The 13,657-nt window shown below is 60.5% G+C and carries 15 protein-coding genes and 1 pseudogene; 14 read left to right on the forward strand and 2 right to left on the reverse strand.

What is annotated here, in order from left to right:
- Positions 1–91: 91 nt before the first annotated feature.
- The 5 genes from JIO00_RS30005 to JIO00_RS11125 all read left to right on the forward strand — a co-directional run bounded on the left by JIO00_RS30005 (position 92) and on the right by JIO00_RS11125 (position 5,509).
- On the forward strand, positions 92–2,095 hold the full coding sequence (locus tag JIO00_RS30005) for an aminotransferase class I/II-fold pyridoxal phosphate-dependent enzyme (protein ID WP_200668208.1): 2,004 nt from the start codon (positions 92–94) through the stop codon (positions 2,093–2,095).
- A gap of 28 nt (positions 2,096–2,123) precedes the next feature.
- Complete coding sequence (locus JIO00_RS11110) at positions 2,124–2,912, forward strand: transporter substrate-binding domain-containing protein (protein WP_010459068.1); 789 nt, start codon at positions 2,124–2,126, stop codon at positions 2,910–2,912.
- Between the two features lie 172 nt (positions 2,913–3,084).
- On the forward strand, positions 3,085–3,798 hold the full coding sequence (locus JIO00_RS11115) for an ABC transporter permease (RefSeq protein WP_077748790.1): 714 nt from the start codon (positions 3,085–3,087) through the stop codon (positions 3,796–3,798).
- Positions 3,799–3,803: 5 nt separating this feature from the next.
- A complete protein-coding gene (locus JIO00_RS11120; RefSeq protein WP_010459072.1) occupies positions 3,804–4,502 on the forward strand; it encodes an ABC transporter permease in 699 nt (232 codons plus the stop codon).
- Positions 4,502–5,509 carry a DMT family transporter gene (locus JIO00_RS11125; RefSeq protein ID WP_154504172.1) on the forward strand — a complete coding sequence of 336 codons (1,008 nt, stop codon included), beginning with the start codon at positions 4,502–4,504 and terminating at the stop codon, positions 5,507–5,509. The genes JIO00_RS11120 and JIO00_RS11125 overlap by 1 nt, the downstream gene beginning before the upstream one ends.
- Here JIO00_RS11125 and JIO00_RS29785 read toward each other — a convergent pair.
- Positions 5,465–5,950 (reverse strand): annotated as a pseudogene (locus JIO00_RS29785) (TetR family transcriptional regulator C-terminal domain-containing protein); the annotation flags it as partial. The gene JIO00_RS11125 and the pseudogene JIO00_RS29785 overlap by 45 nt on opposite strands.
- A gap of 173 nt (positions 5,951–6,123) precedes the next feature.
- Here JIO00_RS29785 and JIO00_RS11130 point away from each other — a divergent pair.
- The gene (locus JIO00_RS11130) at positions 6,124–7,140 is read left to right on the forward strand and encodes a succinylglutamate desuccinylase/aspartoacylase domain-containing protein (RefSeq protein ID WP_169857332.1); all 1,017 of its coding nucleotides are present in this window, start codon (positions 6,124–6,126) and stop codon (positions 7,138–7,140) included.
- A gap of 63 nt (positions 7,141–7,203) precedes the next feature.
- Here the strand turns inward: JIO00_RS11130 and JIO00_RS11135 are convergent, their stop codons facing one another.
- Positions 7,204–7,353 (reverse strand): hypothetical protein, encoded by a 150-nt coding sequence (locus tag JIO00_RS11135; protein ID WP_162179681.1) that lies wholly within the window; start codon positions 7,351–7,353, stop codon positions 7,204–7,206.
- A gap of 165 nt (positions 7,354–7,518) precedes the next feature.
- Between JIO00_RS11135 and JIO00_RS11140 the strand changes: the two genes are divergently transcribed.
- From JIO00_RS11140 to JIO00_RS11175, 8 genes are all read left to right on the forward strand, one after another.
- Complete coding sequence (locus JIO00_RS11140) at positions 7,519–7,899, forward strand: RidA family protein (protein WP_010459079.1); 381 nt, start codon at positions 7,519–7,521, stop codon at positions 7,897–7,899.
- Positions 7,900–8,136: 237 nt separating this feature from the next.
- Entirely contained in the window at positions 8,137–8,763 is a 627-nt protein-coding gene (locus JIO00_RS11145; RefSeq protein ID WP_083377122.1) for a hypothetical protein, read from the forward strand.
- Positions 8,763–9,194 (forward strand): phage holin family protein, encoded by a 432-nt coding sequence (locus JIO00_RS11150; protein WP_083377121.1) that lies wholly within the window; start codon positions 8,763–8,765, stop codon positions 9,192–9,194. Before JIO00_RS11145 ends, JIO00_RS11150 begins: the two co-directional genes overlap by 1 nt.
- On the forward strand, positions 9,191–10,015 hold the full coding sequence (locus JIO00_RS11155; protein ID WP_102593351.1) for a DUF3618 domain-containing protein: 825 nt from the start codon (positions 9,191–9,193) through the stop codon (positions 10,013–10,015). Before JIO00_RS11150 ends, JIO00_RS11155 begins: the two co-directional genes overlap by 4 nt.
- 328 nt (positions 10,016–10,343) lie before the next feature.
- On the forward strand, positions 10,344–11,228 hold the full coding sequence (locus JIO00_RS11160) for a manganese catalase family protein (protein ID WP_200668209.1): 885 nt from the start codon (positions 10,344–10,346) through the stop codon (positions 11,226–11,228).
- A gap of 65 nt (positions 11,229–11,293) precedes the next feature.
- Positions 11,294–11,464 (forward strand): hypothetical protein, encoded by a 171-nt coding sequence (locus JIO00_RS11165; RefSeq protein WP_154504182.1) that lies wholly within the window; start codon positions 11,294–11,296, stop codon positions 11,462–11,464.
- Positions 11,464–12,393 (forward strand): ZIP family metal transporter, encoded by a 930-nt coding sequence (locus JIO00_RS11170; protein ID WP_102593353.1) that lies wholly within the window; start codon positions 11,464–11,466, stop codon positions 12,391–12,393. The genes JIO00_RS11165 and JIO00_RS11170 overlap by 1 nt, the downstream gene beginning before the upstream one ends.
- A 33-nt stretch (positions 12,394–12,426) precedes the next feature.
- Entirely contained in the window at positions 12,427–13,578 is a 1,152-nt protein-coding gene (locus tag JIO00_RS11175) for a carboxylate-amine ligase (protein ID WP_200668210.1), read from the forward strand.
- Positions 13,579–13,657: the final 79 nt, after the last annotated feature.

Consider the following 13,657-nt stretch of genomic DNA (forward strand, 5'->3'; position numbering starts at 1 on the left):
TTGAACGAGTGTTCAGCTTCGACTATGTTCGTTCCACCTCCCCGGCTGGTTGCGCGGGCTTGCGTTTCTTCTTTTCGAACGAGGCACTGGCATGCGGTTTTCACCCTTTGTTGAGCGGATTTCTGGCGACGGTGTAGCGGCCTGGGATATTCACAATGCGGCATTTGAAGCCCAGCGCCGCGGTGAGGATGTGATTATTCTCAGCGTCGGCGACCCGGATTTCCCCACCCCCGACTTCATCACCGATGCCGCGATTCATGCGCTGCGCGAGGGTGACACCCATTACACCGAGATCGCCGGTCGCCAGGCTTTGCGAGAAGCCATCGCCGCTCGGTACAGCGTGCTGTTTGACCGTGAGGTGACGGCGCCAAACGTCATCATTTCGGCGGGGGCACAGAACGCGCTGTTCATCACCTCGATGTGCCTGCTCAATACCGGCGACGAAGTGATTGCCCTGGACCCGATGTACGTGACCTATGAGGCAACGCTCAAGGCGTCCGGCGCCACGCTGGTGCGCGTGCCGTGTTCGGCGGATTCAGGTTTCCGGCTCGATGCCGCCGTACTGGCCAAGGCCATCACCCCGCGCACCCGGGCGCTGTTCTTCTCCAATCCGAATAATCCGACCGGTGTGGTGCTCAACCGTGAAGAGCTGCAAACCATCGCCGACCTCGCCATCCAGTACGACCTGTGGGTCGTGGTGGACGAGGTCTATGAAAGCCTGACCTTCGAACGCGAGCACCTCAGCCTGGCCGCGTTGCCGGGCATGGCCGAGCGCTGTGTGGTGATCGGCAGCCTGTCCAAATCCCACGCGATGACCGGCTGGCGTACCGGTTGGATCGTTGCCGATGAAGCCCTTGTGGCTCACGCCGAAACCCTGGTGTTGAGCATGCTTTACGGTTTGCCGGGCTTTGTCATGGAGGCTGCGCTCAAGGCAGTTCAAGCCCATGAAGAGGTGACCCACGGCATGCGCGACATCTATCGCCGTCGTCGCGATCTGGTGGTGACCAGCCTGTCGGATTGCCCGGGAATTTCCGTGCTCACTCCCGATGCCGGCATGTTCGTGCTGGTGGACGTGCGTGACACCGGCCTGACCTCTCTGGAGTTCGCCTGGCGGCTGTTGCGCGAGGCGCGTGTCTCGGTGCTGGATGCGGCGGCGTTCGGCGAGCCGGCCCAAGGCTTTGTGCGGCTCTCGTTCACTCTGGGTGAAGAACGACTGGCCCAGGCCTGCCAGCGCATTCGCGACTTTGTGCGGGTGTTGAAAGGCGAAGCGCCGCGGCCGGTGATCAGCCGTGTGACCTGCGAAGCGGCGGTTGAGCCGGTCAAGGCCAAAACCATGATCGAAGTCGATGGCCTGCACAAACGCTTTGGCAATATCGAGGTCCTCAAAGGCGTTTCCCTTACTGCTCGCGAAGGCGATGTGATCTCACTGATCGGTGCCAGCGGCTCGGGCAAAAGCACCTTGCTGCGCTGCATCAATATGCTCGAAGTGCCGGACCAGGGGCGCATTCTGGTGGACGGCGAAAGCATTCACCTGAACTTCGATCGTCCCGGCACGCCGCTGGTGAAGGACGCCAGGCAACTGGTGCGTATCCGTTCGAGCCTGGGCATGGTGTTCCAGAACTTCAACCTCTGGCCCCATCGCACGGTGCTGGAAAACCTCATCGAGGCGCCGACCCAGGTCCTGCGTGAAAGCCGTGCGGAGGCCACTGAACGGGCCGAAGCCTTGCTCGAACGCGTGGGACTGGCGGCCAAGCGCAACGAGTACCCGGCGTTTCTCTCCGGGGGACAGCAGCAGCGGGTGGCCATCGCCCGGGCCCTGGCCATGCGGCCCAAGGTCATGCTGTTCGATGAACCCACCTCGGCACTCGACCCGGAACTGGTCGGCGAAGTGCTGCGGGTGATCCGCTCGCTCGCGGAAGAAGGCCGGACCATGATCCTGGTGACCCATGAAATGGCTTTCGCCCGCGATGTCTCTTCCCAAGTCGCCTACCTGCACCAAGGGCTGATCGAGGAAACCGGTTCGCCGGACGACGTTTTTGTACACCCACGCAGCGAGCGTTGCCGACAATTCGTCAACGCTCATCAGACTCGCTGAAAACATCATAAAAAGACGGGGAAAAATCATGGGAAATCGACGTTTGGCAAACTGGATGACGGGCGTGGCCTGCGTATTGCTGGCCGGGATGAGCGCGGCACAAGCACAACCTATACGGTTCGCAGTCGCAGCCGAACCCTATCCGCCGTACACCGAGAAGCAGGCCAACGGTGAATGGAAAGGCTTTGAAGTCGACCTGATCCACAAGCTGTGCAGCGAAATGAAAGCCGAGTGCGAGATCAAGGAAGTGGCATGGGACGGGATCATTCCATCGTTGCTGGCGAAGAAGATCGACGTGATTTTCTCGTCGATGTCGGTGACTGAGGAGCGCGAAAAACAGATCGCCTTCAGCAAGGCGTATTACGACTCCGTGATTGCGATTGTCGGGCCGAAGGGCTCGTCGGTGAAAACGTATCCGGATGACCTCAAGGGCAAGATCATCGGTGTGCAGAACTCGACGGTGAGCGCCAGTTACCTCAAGCAGTACTACGAAAAAATCGCTGACGTGAAGTATTACGACACCCAGGACTCGGCCAACGCCGACCTGATTGCCGGTCGCATCGACCTGATGATGGCGGACGGCACGGCGATGGCAGCCTTCGTGCAGACCCCGGATGCCCGCAACAGCAACCTGGAATACCTGGGCGCCGTGCCGTATGACCCGATTTTCGGCAAAGGCGTGGGCGCCGGCCTGCGCAAGGATGACGCCGAACTCAAGGCCCGACTCGACAAAGCCATCACCTCTTTGCTGGCCAGCAAAGACTATGACGACCTGTCCCAGCACTATTTCGGTACCAGCGTGAAACCCGCGTTCTGACGGCCACGCGCAAAACAACTCCATGGAATGAAATTTTCCTGAGGAAACACCCATCCCCGTAGGAGCGAGGCTTGCCCGCGAAAGGGCCCTTGAAGCCGCCAAAAGCTTCGCGGGCAAGCATCGCGCCTACAAGAGGGCGGTGGTGCATCCAGGCCACCGATTGGAGACTGAAATGCCAGCCATGTTCGAATTGATCAACTTCAGCGAAACAGGATGGGGCAGTGCGCTGTTGAAGGGTCTTTGGATGACCCTGCAAATCTCGGCCGGGGCTTTTGTGGTCGGGCTGTTCATCGGTCTGGTGGTGGCCTGCCTGAAGCTCGGCGCGCCAAAGCCGATTGCGGCGCTGATGCGTGGTTACACGACCTTGTTCCGGGCGATTCCGGAGTTGCTGTTGATCCTGCTGCTGTACTACGTCGGCTCAATGCTCCTCAATTCGCTGATGACGCAGATGGGCTACGGCGTCGTCAATGTCAGCGGTCCGCTGGCCGCCATCGTGGTGCTGGGGCTGGTGCAGGGCGCGTACGCCTCGGAGATTTTCCGCGCGGCGATCCAGGCGATCCCCTTCGGCCAGATTGAAGCGGCGAAGGCCTTCGGCCTGAGCGGTTTCGGTCTGTTCCGACGCGTCACGCTGCCGATCATGGCGCCGTATGCGATGGCCGGCATGGCTAACCTGTGGATCAACCTGATCAAGGACAGCGCCTTGATCAGTGTGGTTGGCACCAACGAGTTGTTGTACACCGCCAAGCAAGGGGCGGGTTCGACGCGTCATTACTTGTTGTTCTACCTCACGGCCGCGGCGTTGTATTACGCGGTGACGTTGGTGTCCAACTACCTGTCTGGACGGCTCGAGCGGCGTATTCGTCGCTGGATGCCTTTGGCTGAGTGAATGAAATGATTCCAGCGTGGATAGTTGAATACGCGGCGCTGTTGGGCCGGGGACTGCAAACGACCATCACCATCCTGTTAATTTCCAGTGTGCTCGGTTTTGCGCTGGCGGTGCTGGTGGCGCTGGCGCGGATCTCGAAAAACAAGGGGATCGCCAAGGCCAGCCAGTTCTACACCAGCGTGTTGCGCGGTACGCCGTTGCTGATCCAGATCTACATCTTCTACTACGGGCTCGGCAGCGTGTTTGCGCAGTTCCCGCTGATACGCGGCAGTTTTCTCTGGCCGTATTTGCGCGACGGTTACTGGTACATCGTGTTCGCCCTGGTGTTGTCGGTGGGCGCGTATGTCGGCGAAGTGATTCGCGGCGGGCTGCTGGCGGTGCCAAAAGGCGAGATGGAAGCGGCCTCGGCGTTTGGCATGACGCCGCGCCAATCGCTGCTGCGGGTGCGATTGCCTCGGGCGTTGCGGTTGCTGTTGCCGACACTGGCCGGGGAAACCGTGATGTTGCTGAAATCCACGGCGCTGGCCTCGACGATTGCGATTGTCGATCTGCTGGGTGCCGCGAACGTGGTGCGGGCGCAGACCTTGCAGGTTTATGAACCGTTGTTGCTGGTGGCCGGGGTCTACGTCTGCCTGACGTTCCTGATCGAGGCGCTGTTTGCCTTTGCCGAACGGCGCGGGACGCCTGTGCGCAGGTCGGTGTAATGAGCACCTCGCAGGTCGTCGACCGTTCGCTGCAGGGCATCGGCCTGTGCACCTTGGGGTACATGTTTCTGACGTTGCAGGACGCGGTCATCAAGTGGCTGGTGACCGATTATTCGGTGGTCACCATCCTGTTCTGGCGCAGCCTGGTGGTGGTCGTCGCGTGCCTGTTGGCCGGGCGCCTGCGCCTGGTCCAGCGGGCCTGGCGTTCGCCGAGCCGGCGCTTGCTGGTGGTGCGCGGTTTGTTGTCGATCGTGGCCTGGCTGCTGTATTACACGGCCGCCCGGGACCTGTCGCTGGCGGAAATGACCACCCTGTATTTTTCCGCGCCGATCATGGTCACGGTGCTGGCGGCGGTGATTCTCAAGGAACGGGCCAGCGGCTGGCAGTGGTTTTCCCTGATCCTGGGGTTTGTCGGGGTGATCATCGCTTGTCGTCCAAGCAACATCGCCGATCCGTGGCCCATCGTGCTGACGCTGCTGGCGGCGATGTGCTGGGCGTTCACTTACATCCAGTTGCGTCAGGTGGATGACCAGACGTCAGTGCTGGAGCAGATGCTGATCACCAACGTGGTGTTCGTGCTGTGCATGACCGTCGCGCTGCCCTGGACGTTCACCCCGGCACCGACGCCGGCGTGGCTGGGCATGCTGGTTGCCGGTCTGGTGGGTGGTATCGGCCAGTTCCTGCTGTTTGCCAGTTTTCAACGGGCCACTGCCACCTTGCTCGCGCCGTTCGAGTACACCGGGTTGATCTGGGCGTTCCTGCTGTCGAGTCTGATCTGGGGCACATTGATGGATGTGTCGCTGATGATCGGCGCCGGCCTGATTGCGGTCAGCGGCACCCTGGCGATGATCTTCGGGCGCCACCCCTCACAGGATGTCGTCGGTGCTGAATGCTCCGTGACGCAGCCCCTTTATCCAGCAGCGACAGATGTGGAGGCCGTTGGCGGGGCTGAAGGTTTCGGGGTTGAGGCACCACTCGATCCAGAGTCCGTCGAGCATCGCCGATAAACCGATGGCGGCCAGGCGTGTGTCGTGGATCACGAAACCTTCGCTGGCGGCCATGTCATCGAGCAACTGGCGCAGCAGATCGAGGTAGGCGCGGTAGCTTTTTTCGTGGGACTGGCTGACGTGTTCGGAGTGCCGAATCAGGCTCCAGAACACCACCCAGACGCCAAGCAATTGTGGGTCCATGACCCTTGGCGAAAAAGAGCCGACGAGAAACGCGTCCATTTTTTGCGCCGGGGTGGCGGCCTGCTGGATTTCCTGGCGCAGGGCGGTGGTCAGTTCGCTGGCGATCTTCTGGTACGTGTCGGCAATCAACGCATCGATGCTGCCGAAATGGTGATTGAGCAGGCCGACGGACACCCCGGCTTCGGTGGCAATACGGCGCACGGAAATGCCCGCGTGGCCGTCGCGGACCAGGCAACGCAACGTGGCGGCCACCAGCATCTCGCGACGCTCATCGGGCTCCGCGCGACGGTTTTTTGGAGAGGGGGTTGTCACACGGGAATCCTTGGGTGCAGTGCCAGGTTGGCGAGCTTAGTTGAACATGCGTTCAATCTCCAGTGTCGGCCGCAGTGATGCACCGGTTTTTAACGTTCATGACGGGGGAGGACAAGCAGATGGCGCAGGATATTTCGTTCAGTGTTCGCAACAACAATGGCGATCCGGTGCAGGTCGGCGCGTGGCGTTTCGGGGGCGACGGCAGCGGGCCGAAGGTGCATTTGCAGGCGGGGGTGCACGCCGACGAAATCGCCGGGATGCTAGTGTTGCATCTGTTGATGCAACGGCTTCTAGTCGTCGAGGCCGAGGGCCGGCTCAAGGGCAGTGTGACGGTGGTGCCGCAGGCCAATCCCCTGGGTATCGGGCAGTTTCGCCAGGGGCGGATTCTCGGTCGCTTTCACGATGCGACCGGGCATAACTTCAACCGCGCGTTCGACCAGTCAGCCGCGATGGAGCAACCTTCGACCAACGTCCAGGAATGGCAGAAAAGCCTGGTGCAACTGGCGTCCACGGCGCAGGTGATGCTCGACCTGCACACCGATGACGAAGCCTTGCCCTACCTCTACGTGCACCGCAGTTTCTGGCCCCGTGCCCGCGAATTGGCGGCGGCGATGAAGATGGACGTGGCGATCATCTGGGATGACGGCGGCGACGGCTCCTTCGAAGAAACCATCATCGCACCGTGGCTGCGTGATGGCGTCACCGCGCAACGCATGGCCGCGACCCTGGAGCTGCGTGGGCAGGGCGATGTCAGCGATCGGTTGGCCGAGCAGGACGCCGCGGGACTGTACGCCTGGCTGTGCAGTTGCGGGGTCATCGACGAGGCGTTGTCACCCGGTGACTGGCCCGTCGAAGTGATGGAAATGGGCCAGATGGAAACCATCCTCGCGCCGCAACCCGGGGTGTTGATCTTTGAAAAGGAACTCGGTGACTTCGTCGAGGAAGGGCAGCGCTTTGCGCGGATTCTGCGACGGCCCGGTGATCCGTCTTCCGAAGTGGTGCTGGTGGCCGAGCAGGCGGGGCGGATGGTCACACGCTATCGGGACCGGCTCGTGTCGCAGGGCATGGTGGTGGCGAAATTCACCGGGAGCCGGATTTCGCGCAACTGGAGTGGCGGGTTGCTGGACCCGAACTAGGCGCAGAGCATTCGTTCAGCCTGTTGGCCACCTCCGCTGAAGATAAGCGGGGTGGCCTTCACGCTAGTTCCCATCCGCCACTTTGCGTTCTATCTCATCTATCTTTCGTTGGAGCGCCTCGGCTTCATCCTCTTCGGGATGCGTTTCTGAATCGAGCTCTTCGGCGTCCTTGTCTTTCCGATCCCGTTCGATGTCACTGTCATCGCTGTTCATCGCGTGTACCTCCGTTGACTTACACATTGGATGCAGCGGCGCAGAGGGAGTTCGAGATTTTTTTTGCCGTGGTTCAAGCGCACATGCAATCCCGGCTTCGGCCTGTAAACTGTCCGCGCTCAAGGCATCGACCGCCTCGTTATTCCTTCAAGAAAGAGATCCTCCATGGCAAACCAAGACATCACGTTCACCCCTGATCCCGACGCGGATTCCATCTCCTCCGACGTCGCCGGTTTCGGCGGCATGCTGGTCTCCACCCAAATCCCCACCCGCGCCGATGGCAGCCTGGAACTGGGCGATATCACCCTGCAGAGCGAGTGCACGCTGCAGGCGCTGAAGGTCGCGCTGGAGCGTGCCGGCAGTTCCATGGACCGGGTGCTGCACCTGACCATTTACCTCACCGACATGGCCGACCGCGCCGCGTTCAACGAGGTTTATAAACGCTTCTTCGCCAAACCGTGGCCGGTTCGTGCCGCCGTCGGTGTGGCCGCCTTGGCGGTCGAAGGCATGCGCGTGGAAGTCACCGCGATGGCCGCCAAAGCCTGACGGTGCGGGTCAGGTGTGATGAAGATCCGCCTGACCCGGTTTCAAAAACAACGACCTTGCATGCCTCCTCGCGATACCCCTTATCCCTCTACGAATTTAGTTTCGCCTCCCACAGAAAAGCAGATCATCACTCCGTTGGAACTCCCCATCACCCCCCTTCGTCATCTGCAGTGAGGGAGGCTGCACTCACTGCGAACTCCCGGAACGCTTGATTACAGACAGAAGGCGAGGGATGACATGAATACTTCAGACAGCACCACCGGGAGTCAGCCAGACAAGCCCGATTCCCCAGGGCCGGAGCCAGGCTTTGAGCACTTGAAGGAGGACGTGACGGAGGCACTTGAGGGGGCACGACAACAGGCGGACGCTCAGTTCGGGCAATACCGCGACACCGCCGCCGATCAGATCGAGGCTTTGGCCAAGGGCGCGAAATCGGTTGTCTCCGAACTCGAAAGCAAGGACACCCTCGGCATGTCCGACTACCTCGCCGACATGGCGGAATCCATGAGTGGTCTGGCCGGGAACTTGCGCGGCAAAAGTGCCGAACAGCTGCTGCATGACGGGGCCGAGCTGGCCCGCAGCAATCCAGGGCTGTTCATTGCCGGCAGCATCGCGCTGGGCTTCGGCCTGTCGCGATTCCTGAAGGCCGGCAGTTCCCCGGCGGCCACCTTCACCGATGCCAACAACCCGGCAGCCGGCCACTCGATGCCTCCGCCAGGCGGTTTTGGTGCGCAACGCCCCTATGAAACCTCCGTCGCGTCACGCACTGACAACACGCCGGCCCCACCGAGCGAGCAAGACCACCCTTCGAACTTCGCGACGACCTCCACACCGGGTTCGACAAACGTCAATGGAGCACTGTGATGAACAGAGAAGATCCAGATTTTCCAGGCTCAAGACCGGTACACGCGCCGGACCATGACGCTTCGGTCGTCGGTCTGTTACGTCAGTTATCCCGTGAAGTGCCCGCGCTGTTCACCAAGGAACTGGCGCTGGCCAAAGCCGAACTTCAAGCCAGTCTCACAACACTCAAAGCCGGCATCGCCGGGGTTGCGGGAGGGGCGATTGTCCTGTTGGCGGGGTTCATCATTCTGTTGATGTCCGCAGTCTATGGCCTCAGCACCGTGATGGCGCCGTGGCTGGCGGCGCTGATTGTCGGCGTGGTGGTGATGATCGTCGGGTTCGCCATGCTGCAGTCCGGGAAAAAACAATTCGAGCCGTCCCACTTCAAGCCTGATCGCACGCTGGATGCCTTGAACAAAGACCAGGAAGCGCTGCGGAGGAAAGTCTCATGAACAGTGAATTCGACATCGAAGCGGCAAAAAGCCCTGAAGCCATCGAGCGTGAAATCGATGCTCAGCGGGCGAGTATCGGCAACATCGTCGATGCGCTGGAAAGCAAGTTCACCCCTGGGCAGATGTTCGATCAGGCGCTGACGATGATGCAAAGCAACGGCACGACATTCCTGACTAACCTGGGCACCAGCGTTCGCAACAATCCGGTTCCCGCCGTCCTGACATCCGTCGGTTTGCTGTGGTTGATGATGAGTCAGAATCGCCCGCCGTCACCCCGTCCAGGCTATCGCGTGGGTCCGGATCAAAACAAAGTCGGCGAGTGGGCCGACGGTCTGGCTGATGGCATCGACAGTGCCCGTGACCATTTGCACCAGACGGCTGACACGCTCAAGGACGGTTATCAGACTATCAAGGGCAAGGCCGCTCACATGGGCGACAACCTGGGTGCTGCTACCGACACCATCAGTCATGCCGTGCATGATGCCAGTGACCGGTTGGTCCGCAGTTCGCAGGTGCTGGGGACTCAATTCAGTCAGTTGTTGAAGGAGCAACCCCTGATGGTCGCCGCCGCGGGCATCGCGTTAGGTGCCATGCTGGGTGCGGCATTGCCTTCGACAGCGACCGAGCAACGCTACATGGGCAAAACCAGCGCCGGCCTGGCCGATAAGGTAAAGCAACAGGCGAGGGAGGGGTTCGAGGCTGTGCGCGACACCGTGACCAAAACCACCGATCACTCGGACGTAGAAACGAAACCGCAAGGGGAATACCACGCGGCTTCCGATACACCAGCCGATCTGTCACGAGGTTTGGGCACCTCGTAATCCGGCGCTTCATAAAGGGCTGCAAAAAACAGCGGGAGGCCTGACACAGACCTCCCGTTTTTTTCCGCTTCTCAAGCACCGTCGAACGATGAAAAACAGGTGAGACAGCGGTGGAGATCTGGCGACCGATAAAAGTTTGAATCGATTGATTGATCGCCGACGACTGGTGACAAAAGCATGCCAAAACCCGCCTCCAATGCCGCCTGTCGCGAGTGGCCAATCTTTTTAAAATTTTCTCAGGCGCGGCACCTTCAGATAACTGTGGGCGGCGCATTTGGTTATTTGCCGGATGGGTATCGACGCCCCTTCAGGCCTGAGGAGATTCGTCATGTTTCTACATAACAAACGACTTCAATACACCGTGCGTGTCGCTCAACCCAACCCGGGGTTGGCGAACCTTTTGCTCGAACAATTCGGCGGCGCCCAAGGCGAACTGGCGGCGGCGTCCCGCTACTTCACCCAGGCTTTGGCCGAGGATGATCCGGGAAGAAAGGATCTGCTAATGGACATTGCAACCGAAGAGCTCAGTCACCTGGAGGTCGTCGGATCGATCATCGTGATGCTCAACAAGTGCGCCAAGGGTCAACTGGCAGAAGGGGTGGACGAAGAAGGCGAGCTGTACCGCGCGATCAATGGAGCGGGCAATGACTCGCACATTACCAGCCTGTTGTACGGCGCCGGGGCACCGCTGACCAATTCGGCCGGAGTGCCGTGGTCGGCCGCGTATGTCGACACCATCGGTGAGCCGACCGCTGACTTCCGCTCCAACATCGCCGCCGAGGCTCGCGCCAAAATCGTCTACGAGCGCTTGATGAACATCACGGATGATCCCGGGGTGAAAGAGGCGCTGGGGTTTCTGATGACGCGCGAGATCGCCCATCAACTCTCCTTTGAAAAAGCCCTGCACGCGATCCAGCCGAACTTTCCGCAGGGCAAGCTTCCCGGCATGCCGGAATTCACCAACGTCTATTTCAACCTGTCTCAAGGCGAAGGCAGCACTCGCGGGCCATGGAACCAGGGCGAGGACTGGAATTACGTGGACGATCCACAGCCGGCAGTCGATGGCGGGGACGGCACGGCAAGCGTCCAGCTCAGCGCCGAAGACGAGGAGCTGTTGCTGGCCATGAAAGTCCGCACGATGTCTGACCCTGAAAGCGATCCGATCACGGGTGCTGACTTGGGGGCGGGCCTCTACGGAAAACCCGATGCGTGACGAGGATCACCGCACGCCACCCGGCGTGCGGTTTTTTGTGGTGCTGGAGAGTTGAGGTGAACCCCATGAATTCCAATCCAGACGCTTTTTCCGCAGAGGCTACACAGGACTTTTATCGGCTGTTCAATACCACTGCAATGGCGTTCGAACGAGACGCTTTGCGGATATCAAAACAGATCCGGATGGCTGCGCCTGAGGCGACCCGTAAGCGCTCCAACGGAAAACAGGTGTCCTGATGTCGGACCATTCTTCGCCTGCAAGAGGCCCTTGGCGCGCCTGGTTTGCCCCAGGAAAAAGCGGCAGTTGGCTGAGCATTCTGTTCTGGTCAACTCTGGTGGGTGTCACCGCTCTGCTGCTGGTCAGCGGCTACAGCGCCTTGACCGGGGCGGATCGAGTCAACTTGCGGTATGCATTCCTGGGCGGCGTCTCGGGTTTCGGCGCGACCGCACTTGGCGCCGTTTTGGCCGTGGTCTTGCGTGACATTGCCGCACGGACTCAGGACATCATGCTGGGTTTCGCCGCGGGCATGATGCTCGCGGCCAGCTCGTTCTCTCTCATTCTTCCTGGTATCGCGGCGGCGCAGGCCATTTGCGGCAATAAGCTGCTGGCGGCGTGTGTCGTGGTCCTTGGGTTGGGTTTGGGCGTGGCTCTGATGATCGGGCTGGATCGCTTTGTCCCACATGAGCATCAGAAGATTGGTCGCAAGGGCCCGCACGCACAGCGCATCAATCGAGTCTGGCTGTTCGTGTTGGCTATCACGCTACATAACTTGCCGGAAGGCATGGCCATCGGCGTCAGTTTTGCCAACGGGGACATGAAGGTGGGTCTGCCATTGACCACCGCGATTGCCATCCAGGACATCCCCGAAGGACTGGCCATTGCACTGGCGCTGCGAGTGACGGGTGTGTCGACGTTGCGGGCGGCGCTGATTGCGGTCGGCTCAGGGCTGATGGAGCCATTGGGCGCTGTCGTGGGACTCGGCATTTCCACCGGCTTCGCGCTGGGTTACCCGGTTGCCCTGGGCCTGGCGGCGGGCGCGATGATTTTCGTCGTCTCCCACGAGGTGATTCCCGAGACACACCGCAATGGACACGAAACCCCGGCGACGCTGGGCCTGATGCTAGGGTTCGGGCTCATGATGTTTCTCGATACGGCGTTAGGCTAGGCTTGATTCAAGGGCAAGGTGAGGGGTGAGGCGATGGACAGGCACCTGAAGTTTGGCATTGAAGAGGAATACTTCATTACGGACCTGGCCACCCGGCGCATGGCCGAGAATCCTCCCGACGTATCGATTGAAGCGTGTCAGGGGGTGCTCGGCGATTGTTTCGCCCATGAAATGTTCAAGGGGCAGATCGAAGTCGCGTCCCCCATCTTCACCAGCGTCGCGCAAGCAGCGCAGTACCTGTTTTCTGCGCGCTCAAGGTTGCGGGGGACGCTCGAACGTCACGGTCTGGGACTGCTCAGTGCCGGCAGCCACCCATTGAGCGATTGGCGTTTGCAGCACGCCACCGACCATCCTCATTTTGTTCAACTGTTTGAAGACTACCAGCGCGTGGCAAGGCGCAGCGTGCTGTCCGGCCTGCACGTGCATGTTGAAGTGCCAGGGCACGTGGACCGTATTCAAGTGATGAACGAAGTCCTGCCGTGGTTGCCGCTGTTGTTGGCACTGAGCACATCGTCACCTTTTTGGGACGGCGCCGACAGCGGCTTCATGAGCTACCGTCAAACGGCGTGTGATGAATGGCCGCGGATGGGCATTCCTGAATTCTTCGAAGATCAAAGCGCCTATGAAGCCTACGTCGCCATGCTGATCCGCACGGGCACGATCAAGCAGGCGGGCGATTGCTGGTGGGGCTTACGACCTGCCGCGAAATACCCAACGCTGGAGATGCGCATGACGGATGCCTGTCCGCGCCTGGATGACGTCTTGTGCATCGCCTCTTTGTTTCGCTTGCTGGTGGCCCATGCCATTGACCAACCTCGCCCGGGATTGAGCTATTCGCAAGTGTCGCAATGGATCCTCAAGGAAAATCGCTGGCGGGCGAAACGGTCCGGCATCCACGCAGCTTTCATCGTTGAAGGCTACGATCGACCGTTCTCTGCGGCGCAATGGCTGTTCAGGGCGCAACAGATTCTTGGAGACACGGCGCAGAAGATGGGCGTGGAGGATGTGTTCGCCCAGGCCCGCCGGATTCTCCGGGACGGCACCAGTGCAGACCGGCAGCGGAGAGTGTATGGGCGAGCCTTGCGTGGGGGAGGGGATGTTGACGCCGCGTTGTCGCAAGTCGTGGATCAGCTGCTGATGGAAACGTCGCAGGCGCCGTGCATCAGTGAAACGGCGCTCACCTAAGACCGAAGATAATCTCCAGCCGAACAAGCCCCCTGTGGCGAGTAATGCTGTTCACTTAAACGCAACGTCGTATCTGTGG

It is taken from the genome of Pseudomonas sp. SW-3, from assembly GCF_016615645.1.
In the GTDB taxonomy this organism is placed as follows: Bacteria; Pseudomonadota; Gammaproteobacteria; order Pseudomonadales; family Pseudomonadaceae; genus Aquipseudomonas; species Aquipseudomonas mandelii.

Excerpts from the sequence above, each read along its gene's own strand:
- JIO00_RS30005 (WP_200668208.1), top strand. The coding sequence starts at position 92 with ATGCGGTTTTCACCCTTTGTTGAGCGGATTTCTGGCGACGGTGTAGCG.
- JIO00_RS11110 (WP_010459068.1), top strand. The coding sequence starts at position 2,124 with ATGGGAAATCGACGTTTGGCAAACTGGATGACGGGCGTGGCCTGCGTA.
- JIO00_RS11115 (WP_077748790.1), top strand. The coding sequence starts at position 3,085 with ATGCCAGCCATGTTCGAATTGATCAACTTCAGCGAAACAGGATGGGGC.
- JIO00_RS11120 (WP_010459072.1), top strand. The coding sequence starts at position 3,804 with ATGATTCCAGCGTGGATAGTTGAATACGCGGCGCTGTTGGGCCGGGGA.
- JIO00_RS11125 (WP_154504172.1), top strand. The coding sequence starts at position 4,502 with ATGAGCACCTCGCAGGTCGTCGACCGTTCGCTGCAGGGCATCGGCCTG.
- JIO00_RS11130 (WP_169857332.1), top strand. The coding sequence starts at position 6,124 with ATGGCGCAGGATATTTCGTTCAGTGTTCGCAACAACAATGGCGATCCG.
- JIO00_RS11135 (WP_162179681.1), bottom strand. The coding sequence starts at position 7,353 with ATGAACAGCGATGACAGTGACATCGAACGGGATCGGAAAGACAAGGAC.
- JIO00_RS11140 (WP_010459079.1), top strand. The coding sequence starts at position 7,519 with ATGGCAAACCAAGACATCACGTTCACCCCTGATCCCGACGCGGATTCC.
- JIO00_RS11145 (WP_083377122.1), top strand. The coding sequence starts at position 8,137 with ATGAATACTTCAGACAGCACCACCGGGAGTCAGCCAGACAAGCCCGAT.
- JIO00_RS11150 (WP_083377121.1), top strand. The coding sequence starts at position 8,763 with ATGAACAGAGAAGATCCAGATTTTCCAGGCTCAAGACCGGTACACGCG.
- JIO00_RS11155 (WP_102593351.1), top strand. The coding sequence starts at position 9,191 with ATGAACAGTGAATTCGACATCGAAGCGGCAAAAAGCCCTGAAGCCATC.
- JIO00_RS11160 (WP_200668209.1), top strand. The coding sequence starts at position 10,344 with ATGTTTCTACATAACAAACGACTTCAATACACCGTGCGTGTCGCTCAA.
- JIO00_RS11165 (WP_154504182.1), top strand. The coding sequence starts at position 11,294 with ATGAATTCCAATCCAGACGCTTTTTCCGCAGAGGCTACACAGGACTTT.
- JIO00_RS11170 (WP_102593353.1), top strand. The coding sequence starts at position 11,464 with ATGTCGGACCATTCTTCGCCTGCAAGAGGCCCTTGGCGCGCCTGGTTT.
- JIO00_RS11175 (WP_200668210.1), top strand. The coding sequence starts at position 12,427 with ATGGACAGGCACCTGAAGTTTGGCATTGAAGAGGAATACTTCATTACG.